General features: G+C 65.0%; 17 protein-coding genes and 1 pseudogene. 8 read left to right on the top strand and 10 right to left on the bottom strand.

Annotated elements, in window-relative coordinates:
• Positions 1-62 precede the first annotated feature (62 nt).
• Positions 63-1,481: an aminotransferase-like domain-containing protein gene (locus tag AC05QJ_RS21200; protein WP_476743239.1), complete on the top strand. Its 1,419-nt coding sequence runs from the start codon at positions 63-65 to the stop codon at positions 1,479-1,481.
• Here the strand turns inward: AC05QJ_RS21200 and AC05QJ_RS21195 are convergent.
• Positions 1,453-1,923 (bottom strand): Lrp/AsnC family transcriptional regulator, encoded by a 471-nt coding sequence (locus AC05QJ_RS21195; RefSeq protein WP_476743238.1) that lies wholly within the window; start codon positions 1,921-1,923, stop codon positions 1,453-1,455. The two genes, AC05QJ_RS21200 and AC05QJ_RS21195, sit on opposite strands and share 29 nt — an antisense overlap.
• Before the next feature lie 123 nt (positions 1,924-2,046).
• On the opposite strand from AC05QJ_RS21195, the gene AC05QJ_RS21190 reads away from it, so the two are divergent.
• On the top strand, positions 2,047-3,207 hold the full coding sequence (locus AC05QJ_RS21190) for an MFS transporter (protein WP_476743237.1): 1,161 nt from the start codon (positions 2,047-2,049) through the stop codon (positions 3,205-3,207).
• A 75-nt stretch (positions 3,208-3,282) separates the two neighbouring features.
• Here the strand turns inward: AC05QJ_RS21190 and AC05QJ_RS21185 are convergent, their stop codons facing one another.
• A complete protein-coding gene (locus tag AC05QJ_RS21185) occupies positions 3,283-3,579 on the bottom strand; it encodes a DUF3077 domain-containing protein (protein WP_476743236.1) in 297 nt (98 codons plus the stop codon).
• Between the two features lie 345 nt (positions 3,580-3,924).
• On the opposite strand from AC05QJ_RS21185, the pseudogene AC05QJ_RS21180 reads away from it, so the two are divergent.
• Positions 3,925-4,178, top strand: a pseudogene (locus AC05QJ_RS21180) (TSUP family transporter); the annotation flags it as partial.
• Positions 4,179-4,251: 73 nt separating this feature from the next.
• Here the strand turns inward: AC05QJ_RS21180 and AC05QJ_RS21175 are convergent.
• The 3 genes from AC05QJ_RS21175 to AC05QJ_RS21165 all read right to left on the bottom strand — a co-directional run bounded on the left by AC05QJ_RS21175 (position 4,252) and on the right by AC05QJ_RS21165 (position 7,906).
• Positions 4,252-5,499, bottom strand: a complete 1,248-nt coding sequence (locus AC05QJ_RS21175) for an OprD family porin (RefSeq protein ID WP_476743235.1) — start codon at positions 5,497-5,499, stop codon at positions 4,252-4,254.
• Positions 5,500-5,580: 81 nt separating this feature from the next.
• Entirely contained in the window at positions 5,581-6,867 is a 1,287-nt protein-coding gene (locus AC05QJ_RS21170) for a CitMHS family transporter (RefSeq protein WP_476743234.1), read from the bottom strand.
• A 106-nt stretch (positions 6,868-6,973) separates the two neighbouring features.
• Complete coding sequence (locus AC05QJ_RS21165; RefSeq protein ID WP_476743233.1) at positions 6,974-7,906, bottom strand: SMP-30/gluconolactonase/LRE family protein; 933 nt, start codon at positions 7,904-7,906, stop codon at positions 6,974-6,976.
• Between the two features lie 323 nt (positions 7,907-8,229).
• Between AC05QJ_RS21165 and AC05QJ_RS21160 the strand changes: the two genes are divergently transcribed.
• The 4 genes from AC05QJ_RS21160 (at position 8,230) to AC05QJ_RS21145 (ending at position 12,618) form a co-directional block, all read left to right on the top strand.
• Positions 8,230-9,171, top strand: a complete 942-nt coding sequence (locus tag AC05QJ_RS21160) for a hydroxymethylglutaryl-CoA lyase (protein ID WP_476743232.1) — start codon at positions 8,230-8,232, stop codon at positions 9,169-9,171.
• Positions 9,168-10,370, top strand: a complete 1,203-nt coding sequence (locus AC05QJ_RS21155) for a CaiB/BaiF CoA transferase family protein (RefSeq protein ID WP_476743231.1) — start codon at positions 9,168-9,170, stop codon at positions 10,368-10,370. Before AC05QJ_RS21160 ends, AC05QJ_RS21155 begins: the two co-directional genes overlap by 4 nt.
• A gap of 49 nt (positions 10,371-10,419) precedes the next feature.
• Positions 10,420-11,739 carry an MFS transporter gene (locus AC05QJ_RS21150; protein WP_476743230.1) on the top strand — a complete coding sequence of 440 codons (1,320 nt, stop codon included), beginning with the start codon at positions 10,420-10,422 and terminating at the stop codon, positions 11,737-11,739.
• Between the two features lie 114 nt (positions 11,740-11,853).
• Positions 11,854-12,618 carry an IclR family transcriptional regulator gene (locus tag AC05QJ_RS21145; protein ID WP_476743229.1) on the top strand — a complete coding sequence of 255 codons (765 nt, stop codon included), beginning with the start codon at positions 11,854-11,856 and terminating at the stop codon, positions 12,616-12,618.
• Positions 12,619-12,627: 9 nt separating this feature from the next.
• Here AC05QJ_RS21145 and AC05QJ_RS21140 read toward each other — a convergent pair whose 3' ends face one another.
• Positions 12,628-13,698: an AbrB family transcriptional regulator gene (locus AC05QJ_RS21140; RefSeq protein ID WP_476743227.1), complete on the bottom strand. Its 1,071-nt coding sequence runs from the start codon at positions 13,696-13,698 to the stop codon at positions 12,628-12,630.
• Positions 13,699-13,826: 128 nt separating this feature from the next.
• On the opposite strand from AC05QJ_RS21140, the gene AC05QJ_RS21135 reads away from it, so the two are divergent.
• On the top strand, positions 13,827-14,729 hold the full coding sequence (locus tag AC05QJ_RS21135) for a LysR family transcriptional regulator (protein WP_476743226.1): 903 nt from the start codon (positions 13,827-13,829) through the stop codon (positions 14,727-14,729).
• Positions 14,730-14,738: 9 nt separating this feature from the next.
• Here AC05QJ_RS21135 and AC05QJ_RS21130 read toward each other — a convergent pair whose 3' ends face one another.
• The 4 genes from AC05QJ_RS21130 to AC05QJ_RS21115 form a co-directional block, all read right to left on the bottom strand.
• A complete protein-coding gene (locus AC05QJ_RS21130; protein WP_476743225.1) occupies positions 14,739-15,056 on the bottom strand; it encodes a hypothetical protein in 318 nt (105 codons plus the stop codon).
• 117 nt (positions 15,057-15,173) lie between these two features.
• Positions 15,174-17,327, bottom strand: coding sequence for a TonB-dependent receptor (locus AC05QJ_RS21125; protein ID WP_476743224.1), 2,154 nt, complete (start codon positions 17,325-17,327; stop codon positions 15,174-15,176).
• A gap of 46 nt (positions 17,328-17,373) precedes the next feature.
• Positions 17,374-17,766 (bottom strand): DUF2946 family protein, encoded by a 393-nt coding sequence (locus AC05QJ_RS21120; RefSeq protein ID WP_476743223.1) that lies wholly within the window; start codon positions 17,764-17,766, stop codon positions 17,374-17,376.
• A 254-nt stretch (positions 17,767-18,020) separates the two neighbouring features.
• A complete protein-coding gene (locus tag AC05QJ_RS21115) occupies positions 18,021-19,028 on the bottom strand; it encodes an AraC-like ligand-binding domain-containing protein (RefSeq protein WP_476743222.1) in 1,008 nt (335 codons plus the stop codon).
• Positions 19,029-19,151 lie beyond the last annotated feature (123 nt).

Below are 19,151 nucleotides of genomic sequence, written 5' to 3'. Positions count from 1 at the left end.
AAAGGTACAGTTTTGCCCAACAGTACCCAGGCTGTACCCAGGACAGACCGAGGAGTTCGTCGATGGCTCGTGTCACCCTTGCCCAGCAGGTCGCCGATTCGGTGGAGCAGCAGATCCGCGCTGGCGTGCTCAAGGCCGGCGACCGCCTGCCATCGCTGCGGGAATACATGCGTCTGCACGGGCATTCGAAGAACACCGTGATCACTGCCTACGAGATTCTCGCTTCCAAGGGCCTGGTGGAGGCGCGCCACGGCCAGGGCTTCTTCGTCGGCGTGCTGGTGCAGGCGGCCGAGGCGGATGAAACGCCGCCCTACACCCGGGCCATGGACACCATCTGGATGATGCGCCAGCAGTTCGTCCGCGAGCCGGGGCTGGCGCCGCTGGGCGAGGGCTTTGCGCCGGTGGCCTGGCTGCAGGACATGCGCCTCGACAAGTTCACCCGCCAGGTGATGCGCAGCGGCGCCGGCAACCTGTTCCGCTACGGCAACCGCCTCGGCAACCCGGCCCTGCGCCAGAGCCTGGTGCGCAAGCTGGCGAGCTACGCCATCAGCGCCACGCCGCGGCAGATCGTCACCACCCACGGCGCCAACCACGCCCTGGACCTGATCATCCGCCGCTTCGTCGTGCCCGGCGACGCGGTGCTGGTGGAAAACCCCGGCTACTACCCGCTGTTCGGCAAGCTGCAATTGCAAGGCGCCCGCCTGCTCAGCGTACCGCGCCAGCCCGACGGCCCTGACATGGATGCCCTCGAAGCCCTGTTGCAGCGCGAGCGGCCGAAGCTTTTCTTCATCCAGTCGGTGTGCCACAACCCCACCGGCTCCGATATTTCCCCGGCCAAGGCCCATCGCCTGCTGCAACTGGCCGAGCGCCACGACCTGATCCTCGTGGAAGACGACGCCCTGGCCGACTTCAAGCCAAGCTCCGCGCTCAAGGTGGCGGCGCTGGACCAGTTGCGCCGCTCGCTGTACATCGGCAGCTTCTCCAAATCGGTGTCGGCGGCGCTGCGGGTCGGCTACATCGCCGGCAGCAAGGACATGATCGACGAGCTGGCCGACCTGCAGATGATGCTTCACACCAGCTGCTCGGAACTGTGCGAGCGCACGGTGGACGTGATCCTGGGCGAAGGCCACTTCCTGCGCCACCTGATGCGCCTGCAGGATCGCGTGCGCGAGGCCACCGCCCGTGGCCTGCAGGTGCTCGACGAACTCGGCGCCGAGGTGTTCTGCCGGCCGGAACAGAGCCTGTACCTGTGGGCGCGCTTTCCGGGGATCGACGACACCGCGTCCTTCACCCGCGAGGTGCAGGGCAGGGGTGTGATGCTGGCGCCGGGAGCGATCTTCCAGGCCAACCAGAAGGGCGTGACGCCGTGGACTCGGTTGAACGTGGCCTACCTCGGCGAGCCGGTGTTCGCCGAGTGCATTCGCCGGGGGATCGAAGCGGCGGCGTGCGCCGCTACACCGGCACCGCCGTCGAGTACTTGACCCGCGACAGGGCGAACTGCGAGCTGGCGGTCGCCACCGAGGGGTGACGCAGCAGCGTGCGCATCAGGAAGCCCTCGTAGTCGCGGATATCCGCGGCGACGATGCGCAGCAGGTAGTCCCATTCGCCCGACACGGTGTAGCACTCGAGGATGTTGTCCTGCAGGGCGACGAAGCGCTCGAAGGCTTCGGCGTCCTGCTCGCCGTGGCTTTTCAGGCGCAGCGAGCACATCACATCGACATCGCGGTTTACCGCGCGGCGGTCCACCAGGCGCACCGTGCCCTGGAGAATGCCGCGCTCCTCCAGCGCCCGCACCCGCCGCCAGCAGGAGGCCGGCGAGCTGTCCACCGCCTCGGCCAGTGCCGTGCCGTTAAGACTGGCATCGGCCTGCAGGGCGCGGAGGATGCGGCGGTCGAGGGCATCCAGTTGATTCGAATTTTCCATGAAAGGTCGCCTGGTGAAATACAGGTTTCAGAGTATGCCCTCAAGTCAGGGAAACTGATCAGACCTTTTCTGCGCCTGACGTCACACTGAGCGCCTTTCCACCGCTCTGGCGCAGGCCTCTCCATGATCCGAACCCTTCCACGCGCCGCCGGCATCGCCATGCTGTCGGGCGTCATTGCTGCTGGCCATCTGGGCAAGGTGTCGCCCGCCATCACCGCCTTGCGCGATGAGCTGGACCTGTCGCTGGTGACGGCGGGGTTTCTGCTGTCGTTGATGCAGGGCGCGGGGATGTTGCTGGGGCTGCTGATGGGCTTCTATTGCGACCGGCTCGGGGCGCGCAACAGCATCGTCTGCGGTCAGGTCTTGCTGACCGCCGCCAGCCTGATCGGCGCCACCGCGCAGAATGCCGAAACGCTGCTGGCCCTGCGGGCGGTGGAGAGTCTCGGCCTGCTGATGGTCACGCTGCCCACGCCGAGCCTGCTGCGGCGGGTGGTGCCGGAGGAGCGGCTGTCGTTCAGCATGGGGTTGTGGGGCTGCTATGTGGCGGTCGGTACGGCGGCGGCGTTTCTCGGCGGGCCGCTGGCGATCGAGTGGTTTGGCTGGCGCCTGTGGTGGACCCTGCCGGCGTTGGGTTCGGCGTTGATGATCGTGCTGTTGCTGCTGGGCGTGCCGGCTGATCCCGTGCGGGTGAAAACGAAGGCGGAAAGCTTGTGGCAACTGCTTCAGGGCCGGGATGCGTGGCTGGTGGGGATCGGCTTTGCCCTGTACGCCGGGCAATGGCTGGCGGTGATCGGCTTCTTGCCGACTATCTTCGCCGGCCTGGGCGCCGGCCCGGTGCTGATCGGAATGCTCTGCGCCAGCGCTGCGCTGGCGAATATCGTCGGGAGTGTGTGTGCGGCGCTGCTGCTGCACCGCAGCGTTGCTGTGAGCCTGGTGTTGCGGGTGGGGTATTTCGGCATGGCGGCCATGAGCGTCGTCGCCTTTTCGCCGTGGAGCAGCGGGTTGCCGGTGGCGCAGTTTGTTGCCTTGCTGCTGTTTTCGGCGCTGGGCGGGCTGATTCCCGGCAGCCTGTTCCTGCTGGCCGTCAAGGCGGCGCCGACGCCGCAGCGGATTGCATCGACGGTCGGGCGGGTGCAGCAGTTGACGTCGCTGGGAATGTTTTCGCTGCCGCCGTTGCTGGCGAAGCTGACCGCGTTGGCGGGGGGCTGGCAGTGGACCTGGGTGTTCTGTGGGGTGGCGTCGGTGTTGGCGGTGGGGGTGCTGGCGTTGCGGGAGGGGGAGTGATGGGGAGGCGGGTGCATGGGTGGAGATTTTTTAGCGCTCCAGACATGCACCCGGCAGTCCCGACCCGATCTTCCGTCAGGTGCTCTGTTCCCGCGTTTGTTCGCAACCGCTATTCAACATGGACACCACCAGCGCCTGGCCCATTTCCAGTGACTGCTGGGTGGCCCAGGCCAGATCGCTGAATTTCCGATCGACCAGTTCGCTGAGCTGGAGATTGGTTTCGGCGGCGGAGGTCAGGGAGGCCGACAGGTGGACCAGAGCATCGCGGAAATCGGCGTCGGCGCAGACGGCGAACAGGGGCGGGTGGTGGCCGTTGCAGGAGCCAAAGGCGGTGTGAGTGGTGCGGGGTGGATCGGGAACGAGCTTTTTCATAGGCGTATCTCATGCTGATGGAGTGAGATGCCACGATCCGGCTGTCAAACAGGAGGGTGGCAACTGTGCGCGGGTTGACAGACCAGGCAGCATGAAACCCTGGCGCGCCCGAAAGCGCCCACACGCACAGCCGCCATTGAGGGTGACCAGCGCTCATGCTATCGCGGCCTGTCAAAGCCGGTCGTTGATGTGCAACGACCGACGGAGAGTAGGCAGCGTTTCCCAAGAGCGCAACGGCTGATACGGCGCGGGAGTATGCTTGGGAAATTGCCTACAAGAAAGCCGGAAATTGCCGGGTTTTCGTTGCTTTATGCGACACCTTTCCAGCGGATGGGGCAGGGTGCATTGTCGACCGTCTTCGGTGCTAGGCAGGGTGTTGCCCAAGGGTTGTCGCTGGCGCTCGCCGTATCCAGCACGGGCGTCACGCTGATTACCTACGCATTGCACGGGCATGTCGACTGGCATGTCGACATCCCCATGGCAATAGGTGGGCTGATGAGTGTCACCTGGGGTGTCAGGCTCGCCCATACGTTGCCCGAGAAGCCTTTTGTGTGTTTCTGGTGCTGTGTGCTGCGTTGATGCTCAGGACACCTGCGTGATCCCGTTGGACGCGCAGCACTGATCACTCAACAGGATTTGCGGGTAGAGGAAGACCGTGGAGGCCGATCTCCATCAACGCAACGGAATGCTGTAGCTGACGATCAACCGGTTCTCGTCCGCGCCCCGGCTGAAGTCCGAGCGGTAGCTCGCGTTGCGCCAGCGAATGCCGAGGTTCTTCAGCGGGCCGTGCTGGACGATGTACTGGAGTTCGGTGTTGCGCTCCCGTTCCCGGCCCTCGCTACCGTTGGCCAGGTGCACGTCGTGGCCCTGGATGTAACGGGTCATGAAGGTCAGCCCTGGCACGCCGAGGCTGATGAAGTTGAAGTCGTAACGCAGTTGCCAGGACTTTTCCCCGGCGCCGGCGAAGTCATTGATCTGCACGAAGTTCACCAGATACGGATCAGCGCCGTCGAGGTAGGGGAAGGCCGTGTCGCCGGACATCCGTTGATAGGCCGCCCCCAGGCTGTGGCCGTCGAGGCTGTAGGTGAGCATGCCGCCCAGTGCACGGTTGTCGATCCTGCCGGCGCTCGCCGCGCCCTGGTCATCGCTCAGGGCCAGGCGCAGGTCGGCCTTGAGTTTTCCTTCGCCAAGAGCCGTGGATGAGAGCAGGCCGAGAAAGTGCTGGCGGTAGACGTCGTCCAGTTCGCCCAGGTGGTAACTGGCGGTGAGGCTCTTGCTCAACTGATAGTCCGCGCCTGCCAGGTTGAAGTGATCCGCGCTCACGCCTGATCTGAACCGACTGTTCTTGTTGTTCAGCAGCAGAGACTGCGCGGCGGTCTGGTCGCGATCGGTGACACGGTCCAGGCGTCCGGCGGTGAGGGTGAGCCCGTCGATTTCATTGGCGGTGAGCAGGCCGCCACGGAAGGTCTGCGGGAATAGCCTGCCGTTGTTGGCCTGCACCGTGGGCAGGTCGGGAACCAGTGTGCCGATCTTCAGTTCGCTGGCCGAGACGCGCAGTTTCGCCGTCAGCCCCAGCTTGGAATATTCATCCGGCGCGCGGCCATCATCGTGGGTCGGCAGCAGTCCTGTGCCGGTGCGGTCCGGGCTCGAGTCCAGCTTCAGCCCGAGCATGCCAAGGGCATCGACGCCCACGCCGATCACGCCGGGGGTGTAGCCCGACTGCAGGTCAAGGACGAAGCCCTGGGCCCATTCCTCCCGTTTGTTCTGGCCTGTGCCGTCGCGAAAGTCTCGGTTGAGGTAGAAGTTGCGGGTCTGCAGGGTGGCCTTGCTGTCTTGCAGAAAGCCGTCCGCCAACGCGGTGCCGTCGAGGCTGCAAAGGCCCAGCAGAGCCGGAATGGACAGGGCGGTAGTGTGTTTCATGGTGTGCTCCATGGCGTTCTTCGGGACGCGGCGCGACGGGCCATCCGTGGAGATGGCCGGGTCGTGTCTGTTATTGGGGAGTCAGTTGAAAACGGTGATGGAACCCAGGGCCACGGCGGCGATGAACATCACCACGCAGGTGCCGATGCTCCAGGTGATGCAGGCACGCTGGTTGTCGCCGTAGTCCAGGTCCAGCAGGCCGCAGAGCAGGTAGGTCGACGCCACGAGCGGGCTGAGCAGGTGGACCGGCTGGCCGATCAGGCTGGCGATGGCCATTTCCTTGCCGTCGATGCCGTAGTGGCTGGCGGTCTCGGCGAGGATCGGCAGGATGCCGAAGTAGAAGGCGTCGTTGGTCAGCACGTAAGTGAACGGCATGCTGATGAACGCGGTGAACACCGACATGAAGTGCCCGGCAGACTCGGGAATGACCGTCACCAGGCTGGTGGAGATGGCTTTGACCATGCCGGTGCCGGACATCACGCCGACGAAGATGCCAGCGGCGAAGATCAGCAGGGTGACGGCCAGGACGTTGTCCGCGTGCTTGCCGATCACCGCCTTCTGTTCCTTGAGCGTCGGGAAGTTGACCATCAGGCCGAGCGCCAGGGCGATCATGAACAGCACCGAGATCGGCATGACATTGAGCATCATCAGGATGATCAGGCTGGCGGTCAGCGTGGCGTTGAACAGGAAGCGCCAGTCGGTCAGGCGAAATTCGGTGAAGTGCTCCATGCCTTCGTCATGGTCCAGTTCGAGGACACCCAGGCGACGGCGTTCCCGGCGGCCCAGGTGGAACGCGGCGAACAGTACCCAGCCAAGGCCCGCGACCATGATCGGCAGCATCTCGATGAACAGCTCGGTGATGTCCATGTGCATGGCGCTGGCCGCCCGTGAGAAGGGGCCGGCCCAGGGCAGGATATTCATCACGCCGATGGTCAGCAGCAGGACGGTGGCCATCACCTGCAGGCTGATCCCGGTACGGCGATACAGCGGCAGCAGGGCGGCGGTGGTGATGATGTAGGTGGTGGCGCCGTCGCCGTCGAGGCCTACGCAAATGCCCAGTACCGCAGTGCCGAGGACGATCTTCTGCGGGTCGCCCTTGACGATCTTCAGGATCAGTTTGATCAGCGGATTGAACAGTCCGGCCTCGGTCATCATGCAGAAGTACAGGATGGCGAAGGTCAGCATGATGCCGGTGGGGGCGAGCATCTTCACGCCGTCGAACATCATCGGCCCAAGCTTGGTGGCGAAGCCGCCCAGGCAGGCGAAGGCGATCGGTACCAGGGTCAGTGCCACCAGCGGTGACAGGCGTTTGCTCATGATCAGGTACATGAAGCAGACGATCATGGTGTAGCTCAGCAGAGTCAGCATGTGTCCCTCGTTATTGTCTGTCTTGTATGGGTAAGGGCTGATGCGGCGGCTTTTTCGCGGGCGAACGACGCCCGTGCGCCGGGCGCACCGGTCTGGCTGGGGTGGATCAGTGGGCCTGGTGGGAGAACATCGGCTTGCCCGGGTGCTCCATCACCGTCTTGAGGATGTGCCCGGTGGCCGAGTCGGTGATGAACAGGCTGCGGTTGTCCTCGCCGCCGAAGGCCAGGTTGGTCAGGGTGCGGCCTCCGGTACAGGCTCGCAGGCGATAGAGCGGTACGGCATGGCGGTCGAAGACCCAGACACAGCCATTGCCCGCATCGCAGACGAACAGATTGCCGGCCTGGTCCAGCGCCATGCCGTCGGCACCGCTGACGCCCCCGGCCATGGCGGTGAACACACCCACCTTGCTGGTGCTGCCATCCGCCTGGAGTGGCAGGCGCCACACGGCGTTGCCACGGGTCATGGCTACCAGCAGGGCGTTTTCGTCCAGGTCCATGACCAGGCCGTTGGGGCTCGGGCCGTTGTCCAGCAGGCAGTCGAGGCGCCCCAGGTCCAGGTCGTAACGCAATACCCGGCCGCTCGGATCGTGCATGCCGGTCTGGCCCTGATCGGTGAAGTACAAGTGGCCGTGACGGTCGAAGAACAGGTCGTTGACGCCCTTGAAGCCTTCGCTGCGGCGATGGGTGAGAAACGGTTCGAGGCGCTTGCTGACAGGGTCGAGCACGAGGATGCCGTGTTTGTAGTCGGCGATGAAGAGACGCCCGTCACGATGGATTTTCAGGCCGTTGGGCCAGCCGTCGTACTCGATGACCAGTTCCCATTCGCCGGCGGGCGATACGCGAAAGATCCGTCCGTAGGGGATGTCGGTTACATAGAGATTGCCGTCCCGGTCGAACGATGGGCCTTCGAGGAAGCTCGCTACCTGTTGCCCGGGCTTGTTGGCGCGCACCCAGTCCGAGTCGCCCTCTCGCCAGAACTCGTTTGGCAGTCGGCTGAAGACTTCGGTAGCGCGGTCTTCGGGAGGGGCATACAGGCTCATGGCGATTCTCCATGTAGGGGCGGGCACGATGCTCCGATTCAGGCGGCGAGCGCCTGAAGGAATGTGGAGCAGTGTACGTCGCCGGGGCGATATTGTTTTAGTTTGATTGTTCTGTCTGATAGAACTGTGTTGCATTTGATGGAACACTTTCCAGCCAATTCACGATGCTGTCAAGACGTTGACAGGATGTGAGTTTCAGGAGAATACTGAAAGCAGAACATAATTCTGCCTGACAGAACAATCATAACAATTCAGCACATTTCTGCCGTTGCCGCATTGCATGAACGTTCGAACAGGCTCTCCACCCGGTGAGGAGAACCTCAGTGAAAAACACAACAGACATCGACATCCTGGTCAGTGAAGTGGGGCCGCGGGACGGCCTGCAAAGCGTCAAGGCCAGCATGCCGACCGCACTCAAACTGCAATGGCTGAGCGCCCTGGCCGGTGCCGGGCTGAAGGAGATCGAAGTCGGTTCCTTCGTTTCGCCCAAGCTGCTGCCGCAAATGGCTGACGCCGCCGAGGTGGTTGCTCATGCGCTGACATTGCCGGGCCTGCACGTCACTGCGCTGGTGCCCAACCTCAAGGGTGCCGAGGCGGCGTTCAATGCCGGGGTACACAAGATCACGCTGCCCGTTTCGGTCAGCGAGCAGCACTCCATCGCCAACATCCGCAAGACCCACGCCCAGGTGTTTGACGAAGTCCGGGCTGTAGTCGCCCTGCGCAACGCGTGTTTTCCCGCCGTCCAGATCGAGGCGGGCCTGTCCACCGCCTTTGGCTGCACCTTGCAGGGTGTGGTCACCGACGATGAAACCCTGGCGCTGTCGCTGAAGATGGCTGAGCTGGGGGTCGATGAAGTCGGCCTGTCGGACACCGTGGGCTATGCCAATCCGGTCCAGGTCCGCCGCTTGTTCACTCGCCTGCGCCAGGAGATCGGCGCGCTTGCCGGCAGCGCGCATTTTCACAACACCCGGGGTCAGGGCCTGGCCAATGTGGTGGCGGCGCTGGAAGCCGGAGTCACCACCTTCGACGGCTCACAGGGCGGTCTGGGCGGCTGCCCATACGCGCCGGGCGCCTCGGGCAACATCGTCACCGAGGACCTGGTGTACCTGCTGGAGTCCATGGGGCTGCGCACGGGCGTGGATATCGAGCGCCTGGTCGCTGCGCGCGACTGGCTGCGCCGGGGCCTGCCGGACGAACCGGTATACGGCTTCATTCCGGATGCCGGCGTCGGCAAGAACTTCACCTATGCGAAGGAGGCCGTATGAGCCCGCACCCAGAAAACAACCTGCCGCTGGCCGGTATTCGCGTGGTCGAGTTCGTCCACATGGTCATGGGCCCGACCTGCGGCCTGTTGCTGGCCGATCTCGGCGCCGAGGTGATCAAGGTCGAGCCAGTGCCTGAAGGCGACAACACACGCCGCCTGATGGGCTCGGGTGCGGGGTACTGGATGACCTACAACCGCAACAAGAAAAGCTTCGCCGTGGACGTCAAGTCGGAGGAGGGCATGACCGCCGTGAAGAAGCTGCTGGCCACCGCCGATGTGGTCACCGAGAACTTCCGGCCCGGCGCCATGGAGAAACTTGGCCTGGGCTACGAACAGGTGAAAGCCATCAAGCCGGACATCATCTACAGCTCGATGAAGGGTTTTCTGCCAGGCCCTTATGAAAAGCGCACGGCGCTGGACGAGGTGGTGCAGATGATGACCGGCCTGGCCTACATGACCGGCCCGGTAGGGCGCCCTCTGCGGGCCGGCGCCTCGGTGAACGACGTCATGGGCGGCATGTTCAGCGCGGTGTCGATTCTCGCCGCATTGTTGCAGCGCAAAGAGAGCGGTCGTGGCCAGTTCGTGCAGACCGGTCTGTTCGAGAATTCGGCCTTCCTCGTCGGCCAGCACATGATGCAGCAAGTGGTCACCGGCAAGGCCGCCGCGCCGATGCCAAGCCGGATTTCGGCCTGGGCCGTCTACGACGTGTTCGAAACGGCGCAAGACGGTGAGCAGGTGTTCATCGGTGTGGTGAGCGACAGCCAGTGGACTGCCTTCTGCGAGGCCTTTGATTTTCCCGAACTGGGCAACGACCCGGACCTGGCCCGCAACAATCAGCGTGTCCAGGCCCGCGAGCGGATTCTGCCGAGGGTGCGTGCGCGCATCGCGGTCATGGACAAGGCGCGGGTCATGGCGCTGTGCGAGGCGGCGGGCCTGCCATTCTCGCCGATCCAGCGACCACAGGACCTGTTCGACGACCCGCACCTGAACGCTTCCGGCGGCATGGCGCAGTTGACCCTGCCCGATGGCGAGCAGGTCAAGGTGCCGATGCTGCCGTTCGAAATGGATGGCCAGCGCTTCGGCACCCGCCTCGATGTGCCGGCCCTGGGCAGCCACTCGCGGGAGCTGCTCGGCCAACTGGGCTATGACGCCGAGTCCATTGCCCGGCTGGAAACCGCGGGCCTGGTGAAGAACGCCTGAATAACCCGCCTGTCGCGGTCCCCATAACAACAATAGCGAGGCTAGAGTCATGGCAACCGTCACGACCCCGGATACCCCCCTGTCCATGCCGCATCCCGAGACGATCACGCCGTTGCAGCGCCAGGCCATGAGAAAGGCCGCCTGGCGCCTGATTCCGCTGCTGGCGCTGGCGTACTTCTTCAATTACCTGGACCGCACCAGCGTCGGTTACGCAGCCCTGCAGATGACCGATCACCTGGGGCTGACGGCCGCCCAGTTCGGCCTGGGTGCCGGCATCATGTTCGTCGGTTACTGCCTGTGCGAAGTGCCGAGCAACCTGGCCATGTACCGCTTCGGTGCGCGGTTGTGGATGGCGCGGATCATGATCACCTGGGGCATCGCTGCAGCGGCCACGGCCTTTGTGGTCGGGCCCTGGAGTTTCTACATCGTCCGCTTCCTGCTGGGCATCGCCGAAGCCGGTTTCTTTCCGGGGGTGATCTTCTTCCTCACGCTGTGGTTCCCGCTGCAGTACCGCACCCGGGTGCTGGCCTGGTTCACCGTGGCCACGCCGATTTCATTCCTGGTGGGTGGCCCGTTGTCGATCTGGCTGTTGCAGATGCACGGAATGCTCGGGCTGGCGGGCTGGCAGTGGATGTTCATCATCGAAGGGCTGCCGGCCTGCGTGCTCGGGCTGATCACCCTCAAGGTGCTGGCCAACCGCCCGGCCGAGGCCAAATGGCTGACCCCGCAGGAGCGTGACGCGCTCACCGGGATGCTCGACCAGGAAAAGGCCAGGGCTGACAAAAGACACGGTTTCAGCGCAGCGCTGAAAGATCCACGGGTATGGATTCTCAGCACCATCACCTTCAGCTTCACCGTGGGGACTTACGGCATCGGCATCTGGTTGCCGCAGATGCTCAAGGCCCAGGGTGTCGAGCTCGGGCTGATCGGTTGGGTGGCGGCAGTGCCGTATTTCTTCTCCACAATCGGCCTGCTGCTTTGGGCCCGCCATGTCGACCGCAGCGGTCGAGGCATCCTCAACCTGGTCATCGCGCTGGTGCTGGCCGGTCTTGCCCTGATCTTCGCGGTGAACATGGACGCGCTGATCCCGGCGCTGCTGGGCATTACGCTGGCGTTGGTGGGCACCATTTCCGCCAAGACCATCTTCTATACCCTGCCGGCCAGGTTCCTGTCGGGGCAGGCGGCGGCGGGCGGCATTGCCCTGATCAACTCCATCGGTGCCTTCGGCGGCTTCGTCGGTCCGTACCTGATGGGTTTTCTCAAGGATTACACCCAGTCCTTTACTGCCGGCCTGATGGTGATGGGCTGCATCCTCTTTGTCGCCGCATTGATGGCGCTGTCGTTACGGTTGTTCATGCGCGACGCCTGAGCGGTGCGCGGAACATCGTTCTGTGGGGCAGACTGGTCTGCCCCAAGGGTTGCGGGTACTCTATCCCGCTTTCCGGGAGACCGGTGCCCCTCACACGAGCGAGCCTGAGACCAGATGCCTTCCACCAACGATTCCGTTCCTGCCGACGCCAAAAGCCCCTCCGACGGCGGTGTTGCCGCCGTCGATCGGGCTTTCGCCATCCTCGCAGCATTCGATGCCGACCGCAGTACCTTGCCGTTGGCCGAGATCGCCCGGCGCACCGGCCTGTACAAAAGCACCATCCTGCGCTTGATGAGCTCCCTGGAGCGGGCCGGCTTTGTCCGCCGCCAGGCCGATGGGCTCTACAGCATCGGCCATGAGCCGTTGCGTCTGGCCCAGCTTTACCAGTCATCGTTCCGTCTGCGCGATGCCATCTATCCGGTGCTGGAAGCCCTGACCGAAGAAACCGGCGAGACTTCGTCCTTCTATGTGATCGAGCACGACAGCCGGGTCGTGCTGTTCCGCGTCGAACCCAAGCGGGCAGTGCGCTTCTCGATCCATGAGGGCGACCGTTTCCCCTTGCACGCTGGCGCGTCGGGCAAGGTGCTGCGGGCGTTCGGGCCGCCGGCCGATCGTGGCCTGGAAGAGGTCAGGGCGCGTTTCTGGGCGACATCCCATGGCGAGCGCGATCCGGAAACCTCGTCCATCTCGGCGCCGGTGTTTGGTGTCGGTCACGAATTCAAGGGGGCCTTGACCCTGTCCGGTCCCGCCGAGCGTTTCAACAAGGAGCAACTGCAGGCCGCCAGCCCCCTGTTGCTCAAGCGTGCGGCCCAGGCCACCAGTCTGTTGGGCGGCGACAACCGGGAGCTGTTGATCGCCCAGGAGCGCCTGGACGCCTGACTCGCAACCTCACGCCCGGGTCAACCGAATGATCTGCCGCGCACACCACGCACCGGTCAGGATCACCCCGAACAGCCGCAAGGTCTGCATCGCCAGGACCATCCCCACATCCGCATGGGTTTCCACCGCGATGATCGCCATCGCATCCAGCCCGCCCGGGCTGGTGGCCAGGTACATCGACAGGAAATCGCTGCCCACCGCCTTGGCCAGCACCCAGGCGCCGGCGGCGCACAGCAGGATCAGCGCCACCGCGCCGGCGATCATGGTCGGCAGGCGTTTCCACACGTAGCGCACGGTCTGGCGGTCGAAGCGCAGGCCGATGTAGCAGCCGATGGCGCCGTAGGCGAAGGCCAGTACGCCACTGGGCAGGGTGATGGTCAGCAGGCTGCTCAGTTGCAACGCGGCGCCCAGCAGCAGCGGCATCAGCAGTGCGCCCGCCGGCATCTTCGAGCCCACGGCCACCCCCACCAGGATCACCCCCAGGCTGAGCAGCAGGTCGCCCCACTGGGTGGCATCGACCACGTCCGGCGCGCGATCGGCGGCACCGGCCATGTCACCGGCGCCGAGCAGATGGCTGACCAGCGAGCCAATCATCACCACGCACACCACCCGCACGTATTGCATGGTCGCCACCACACGGGCGTCGGCGCCGTTGTCTTCGGCCATCGACACCATCGCCGAGGCCGCACCCGGTGCGGTGCCCCAGGCGGCGGTGCTGCCGGGGATGCCGCCGAAACGCACGGTGCCGAGCCCCACCAGTGCGCTCAGGGCCACGGTGAGGAAGGTGGCGAACAGCATCACTTCCCAGGACTGGCCGAGGGCGACCAGCACCGACCAGGTCACCGAGTGGGCGACCAGCAGGCCGACGCAGCCCTGGCCGAAGCGAAACACCTGGCGGTGCAGGGAAAGGCGCACGCCGGAGACGGCGAAGGCAATGGCCACCAGCATCGGGCCGAGAAACAGACCGGCCGGCACCGACAGGGCGTGCAGCGACTGGCCGGCAGCACCCGCACAGGCGATGAGCGCGAGCCATTGGAACAGCGGGAAGCGGGAAGGGCGAACAGCGCGAGGGTTTTGCAACGTCTGGATCCTCCGGGACAGAGGGGCCGCGCGAAGGATTGCGCGGCGGGCAGAGAAAATTATCGACGCCGCGATTCATCAAGTCTATTTTCTACTTTTGATGAATCCATAACTGAAATTCATGAATCATGGACCTGCGCGACCTTACCTATTTCGAAACCATCGCCGACCTCGGCCATCTGGGCCGCGCGGCGCAAAAGCTCAACCGCAGCCAGCCGGCGCTGAGCAAAAGCATCCAGCGCCTGGAAGAATCCCTCGGTACCAAGCTTTTTCAGCGTGACGGCCGGCGGATCAAGCTGACCGATGTCGGCGAACTGCTGCTGGCCCGTGGTCGCGAGCTGCAACGCAGCATTGCCGAGACCGAGCGCGAGGTCCGCGACTTCGCCAGCGGCCTGGTGGGCACCTTGCGCCTGGGCTGCGCCGCCAGCATGGCCGAGCACCTGCTGCCGCAGCTCACCGCGTCCTTGCTGGAGCGTGCCCCGGAACTGACCCTGACGTTGTCCATTGCCCAGGACGATGTGCTCAAGGCGTCGCTGCGGGCCGGTCAACTGGACGCCATCATCCGCCCGCTGATCGTCAACGACCCCGATTTCGAGACCTGGCCGATCCTTGAAGACGAGGCGGTGGTGGTGGCGAGCGTCGATCACCCGGTGTTCGACGGCCCCATCACCCTCAAGGACCTGTGCCAGTACCGCTGGGTGCTCGCCGGGCCAACGGTGACGGCGCGGCGCTGGATCGACAATGCCTTCACCTCCAACCAGTTGCCGCCGCCGGTGGTGCAGGTGGAGACCAACTCCATTTCCTTGCTGCCACGGCTGATCGCCCAGACCCGCTTGCTCAGCTTCGTGGCCCGGGAAACCCTCGAGCACGGCCATGGCACCGCCTGGCTGCGGGAGGTGCCATTGGAGGAAACCACCATGCGCCGTACCGTGGCAGTGTCGGTGCGCGCCGGGGCTTACCTGCCGCCCGCCGCCGAGGCGATGGTGACGCTGCTCAGGGAGAACGGGCGCAGGTATTTTCGCGGGGAGTGACGGGGTGGTTCAGCCGAGGCCGAACTGCTTCAGGGCATGCTCGCGCAGGCGGCCTTTCTGCACCTTGCTGGAGCCGGTCATGCCGATGCTTTCGAAGTCGTCGACGATGGCCAGAAAGCGCGGCACCTTGAAGTTGGCGCAGCGCTCCTTGCAGAAGCCGATCAGGTCGTCGACGGACGCTTCGCTGCCCTGGGCCAGTTCCACCGCCGGGTGTTTGAGCAGCACCTGTTCCACTTCCAGCGGCGAGATGGGGGAGACGGCGATGGGGCCATTGCAGCCGACACAGTTGCCTGATCGGCCCCCATCGCTGGCAAGGCCAGCTCCCACAAGGTTCCGGGCCAACCGCAGCAACGAGGTCTGGCTCGTAACCTGTGGGAGCTGGCTTGCCAGCGATGGCGCCATTGCAGCCGACACGGTTGCCTGATCGGGCCCCATCGCTGCGCTTCAGTACTTCCAGTCCACCGCCACCTCCAGGCTGCGCGGCTCACCCAGGTAGTACTGGGTGTTGCTCTGGTGAATGAAGCGGGCGTACACCTCGTCGGTCAGGTTGCGCACCCGGGCGCTGAGGCGGGTGTGCTTGTCCAGGTCGTGGCTGACGAACAGGCCGTACACCGTATACGACGGCACCCACATCGTGTTTGCGGTGTTGGCGTACACCGCCGACACGTAGCGCGCATCCACGCCGGTCTGCCAGTCCGGTGCCACGTCCCAGGTCAACCACAGGTTGGCGACGCGGTCGGGGATGTTCACCGGGGTCTTGCCCTTGCGTGAATACAACACGCCGCCAACGCTTTCGTTGAACTCATCGTACTCGGCGCGCACCCAGGCGAAGTTGCCCGCCGCGAGCACGGTCGGGGTGAACTTGAACGAGGCCGCCAGTTCGATGCCGGTCGAGGTCTGCTGGCCAGCCTGGTCGGTGGTGTTGGGCACGCTGGAAGACGGCACCGAGATGTTCTTGCGCACGATGCGGTAGGCCGCTGCCGTGGCGCTGCCGCGTCCTTCGGCGAAGTCGAACTTGCTGCCCACTTCGAACTGTCGGCCGGTGCTCAGGTCCAGGTCCCCGACCTGGGCGATGGACGCGCTGGTGAGGGTGCCGCCCGGTGGTTCGGCGGAGGTGCTGTACTGGCCGTAGAGGCTGATGTCCTGATTGATGTCGTAGACCAGGCCGAGGCGTCCGGTGAAGGCGTCCCAGCGTCGGTCGAGACGGGTGCGGGCGGCATGGTCCACCACCTCGAAATCCAGATGGTCATAGCGCAGCGCGGACACCAGCGACCACTGCTCGGTAAGGCGCGTGCGGTTTTCTACGAAGGCCGACGAGGTGTCGGTCCAGGTGCTGCGGCCCTTGACCCGCGGGGCGTCCATGCCGGGAATGTCGAGGAAGTGACCGGGCTCGAAACTGCCCGGCGTCACCGTGTCGAACGCGCCCTTGGACAGCGGGTAGTTGGTCTGCTGGTTGCGGTTGTAGTCCAGGCCGAAGGCCCAGTCGCTGGCCAGGCCGAACAGCTCGCCGGCGTGGGTCAGCTCGATGCGGTCGCCGTTCACTTCCTGGTCGTGGCGCTGGCGGTAGCCGCCGGAACGCAGTACCTGGCGGTTGTCGTCGCTGTAGCGGTACACCTCCAGGTTGCGGTAATCGCGCTGGCCGTCGTAGTGGTAAAGGGTATTGCGTAACTGCGTGGTGTCGCTGAAGCGGTAGTCGGTGATCGAGCGCAGCCAGCGGGTGCGCTGCTCGTAGCGGCCGTCCTCGACGTTGTAGTTGGCGAAGCGGTCATGCTGGTCGATGTGCAGCGTGCCGCCCAGTGGCCGCAGCACCGGGGTGCCCCAGTAGGGGCTGTCTTCCTGCTCTTCCAGGTACTCGATCGCCAGGGTGTGGGTAAGCCGGTCGTTGAAATCGCTCAGCAGCGAGAACGCCAGGTTGCCCGCGTCGTTCTCCTGGCGGTCGATGTAGCCATTGTTGGCAGTGCGGCTGTAGTCCAGGCGTGCGTAGTGGCGCGGGCCGTCGCCGTCGTTGAGGGCCTTGTTCAGGCCGATGGCGGTTTCCCGGGTGTCGTAGCGGCCGTAGCTGACCCGGCCTTCGAAGCTGTCTTCGTCGCGGCTGGCCAGGCGGGTGATGAAGTTCAGGCTGCCGCCTACCGCGCCGCTGCCGTTGAGGAAGGACGACGGCCCGCCGAGCAGTTCGACGCGGTCGTAGATCCAGGCGCCCACCGGCCGTCCGGCGGCGCCGTATTGCAGGTTGATGCCGTTGAACAATTGGCCGATCTGCGCGCCGGTAAAGCCCCGGTAGGCGACGAAACCGCCCCAGCCGGGCGGTGCCGAGGCGTTCACGCCGGGCAGGGCGTTGGCGGCGTCCTGGAAGTTGCGGGCGCCGATGTGCTGCATGGTCTGGCGGTCGGCGACGCTCACCGAGGCCGGGTTTTCCCGGGCGCTTAGGTTGAGGCGCGAGCCGCTGGCAATGGGCGCATCGAGATCGAGGCGGGTGCTGTCCACCGGTTCGTCGGCGCTGGCGGTAATGGTGCTGGCGGGCAGGGTCAGGCTGTCTTCCTGCGCCCACGCGCAGGTTGCGCTGCTGATCAGCAGCGCCAGAGTGGTCAGGCGAAACATGAGGTGCTTCCTGGCTTGTCGTTGAAAGGCCGCGTCTGCGGCGATGTCAGTGCGAGGAAAGCGAAACGGGGGAGGCGCGGGGGTTTATCAGCGGCCAGCGATGGCGCGGCGAGCGGGAGATATCCAGCAGCGGCAGCGGCCGCACGGCGTCGCCGGCCATCAGGCCGAGCAGACCGAACAGGGCGGCGAGGATGATGGCGCTGAACAGGCTGGTCACGGCGCAACCGCTGTCGCCGCTCATGTTCATGGGAATGCCGGCGTCGTCGAGGTTGGTGTGCACGCCGTGGTCATTGCTGACCGAACAGAACGCCCCGTCCAGGCCGCTGAGCTGCAACCCGGCCATCTGCCCGTGGCCGATGGCGCACAGCACGGAGCTCAGCAGGACGCTGAAATACAGCGCCCAGGCAATCAGCGATTTATGTCGGCGGGCCAGGGTCATGGCGTCGGGGCATTCTGGTTGAAGGAAAGGCGCGGCAATCTTACAGGTTTTGCAATGCCTGACCAGAGGCTTCACGGTACCGTCGGTGACTTTATTCAGCGCATGCGAGAGAGACAGGTTCAGGTATTCCTTGCCCACCCGGAACGCCGAATCGGTGAGCTGGGCCCAGCCGATGCAGCCGGCAGCTATTGGGGCCGCCTGGCGGCTCTTCGCGAGCAAGTTCGCTCACTGGGCAGTCCACCCAATGACAAGCCTCAAGGCCGCAGCGCCTGGGCCTCGCGCCACTCCTTCGGCGACACCCCATAGAACTCGCGAAACACCCGGCTGAAGTGGGACAGGTCGTTGAAGCCCCAGGCGAAGGCCAGTTCCGAAATGCGTGCACCGGCGTTGAGCGGGTTGGTCAGCTCGGCGCCGCAGCGTTCCAGGCGCCGGCGCAGGACGTAGCGCATCAGCGAGCTGCCCTCGCGCTCGAACAACTTGCCGATGTAGCGGCTGGACAGACCGATGGCGCAGGCGACCTGCTGGGCGTTGAGGCCGGGGTCGCGCAGGTGATCGTTGATGTACAGCTTGATCCGGGTCAATGTCAGGGCCTGGGTGCGGCTGTGCTCGGTGTCCCCGGACTGCAGGTTGCCCAGGGTCAGGGCGATCAGGTGGGTGGCCGACTCCGACAGCCGCGCCATCTCCGCCGGGGTGAACTGGCCGATCTGCGACGACAGGGTCTCGAGAAATGCCCGCAGCACCCGGCCGGTGGGGGTGTCGAGGGGCACGCGGGTGGCGGTACGCGATTCCATGTCCACCACCAACTGGTTGAGGCTGGCCCGTGGCACGCTGACGATGATCTGCCGCCAGTCGCTGTCGAACGTCAGGTGGTGGGGGCGGGTGGCGTCGTAGATGGAGAATTCGCCGGGGCCGATGCGGGCACGGCTGTCGCCCTGTTCGAGGCATTCGTGGCCTTCGAGCATGAGCACGGCGAAGTACTTGTCTTCGTCGCGACAGCGCGGTTGCAGGTGGCGACGGTTGACCGCCTGGGCGGCGGCGCCGACATCGCTGACCCGCAGCAGCTCGCATTTCTGCGAGCGCACCTTGCCGTAGAAGGCCGGATTGGGCAGGGCGCCGATTTCCACATCGGCGAACAGCCGCAGGATCATCTCGCGCCAGTAGTCCACCCGGTCGTTGAAGCTGTTGCTCAGGGTCGCCAGCTCGATGCTGTCGCTCGCCCAGTTGGCGGGGGACGCAAGCCCCGCGTGTGATGCCTTGACCATCGACGAAACACCCCAGTTATCGGATTTTTTCTCAGGATGAATCCTCAGCCCGCCGTGGCCCGTTCCCTGGTGGCGACCGGACCTGTCAGGTTCAGGTCCGGGGGATTGGTTGGGGGCCGCTTT

The organism is Pseudomonas sp. TUM25319, assembly GCF_056388475.1.
The sequence above is the reverse complement of the archived record's forward strand: the minus strand, read 5'-3'. Positions and strand labels throughout refer to the sequence as shown.

Bases quoted from the DNA above. Each gene is read 5' to 3' on its own strand.
- AC05QJ_RS21200 (WP_476743239.1), top strand. From the start codon at position 63: ATGGCTCGTGTCACCCTTGCCCAGCAGGTCGCCGATTCGGTGGAGCAG.
- AC05QJ_RS21195 (WP_476743238.1), bottom strand. From the start codon at position 1,923: ATGGAAAATTCGAATCAACTGGATGCCCTCGACCGCCGCATCCTCCGC.
- AC05QJ_RS21190 (WP_476743237.1), top strand. From the start codon at position 2,047: ATGATCCGAACCCTTCCACGCGCCGCCGGCATCGCCATGCTGTCGGGC.
- AC05QJ_RS21185 (WP_476743236.1), bottom strand. From the start codon at position 3,579: ATGAAAAAGCTCGTTCCCGATCCACCCCGCACCACTCACACCGCCTTT.
- AC05QJ_RS21175 (WP_476743235.1), bottom strand. From the start codon at position 5,499: ATGAAACACACTACCGCCCTGTCCATTCCGGCTCTGCTGGGCCTTTGC.
- AC05QJ_RS21170 (WP_476743234.1), bottom strand. From the start codon at position 6,867: ATGCTGACTCTGCTGAGCTACACCATGATCGTCTGCTTCATGTACCTG.
- AC05QJ_RS21165 (WP_476743233.1), bottom strand. From the start codon at position 7,906: ATGAGCCTGTATGCCCCTCCCGAAGACCGCGCTACCGAAGTCTTCAGC.
- AC05QJ_RS21155 (WP_476743231.1), top strand. From the start codon at position 9,168: ATGAGCCCGCACCCAGAAAACAACCTGCCGCTGGCCGGTATTCGCGTG.
- AC05QJ_RS21150 (WP_476743230.1), top strand. From the start codon at position 10,420: ATGGCAACCGTCACGACCCCGGATACCCCCCTGTCCATGCCGCATCCC.
- AC05QJ_RS21145 (WP_476743229.1), top strand. From the start codon at position 11,854: ATGCCTTCCACCAACGATTCCGTTCCTGCCGACGCCAAAAGCCCCTCC.
- AC05QJ_RS21135 (WP_476743226.1), top strand. From the start codon at position 13,827: ATGGACCTGCGCGACCTTACCTATTTCGAAACCATCGCCGACCTCGGC.
- AC05QJ_RS21125 (WP_476743224.1), bottom strand. From the start codon at position 17,327: ATGTTTCGCCTGACCACTCTGGCGCTGCTGATCAGCAGCGCAACCTGC.
- AC05QJ_RS21120 (WP_476743223.1), bottom strand. From the start codon at position 17,766: ATGACCCTGGCCCGCCGACATAAATCGCTGATTGCCTGGGCGCTGTAT.
- AC05QJ_RS21115 (WP_476743222.1), bottom strand. From the start codon at position 19,028: ATGGTCAAGGCATCACACGCGGGGCTTGCGTCCCCCGCCAACTGGGCG.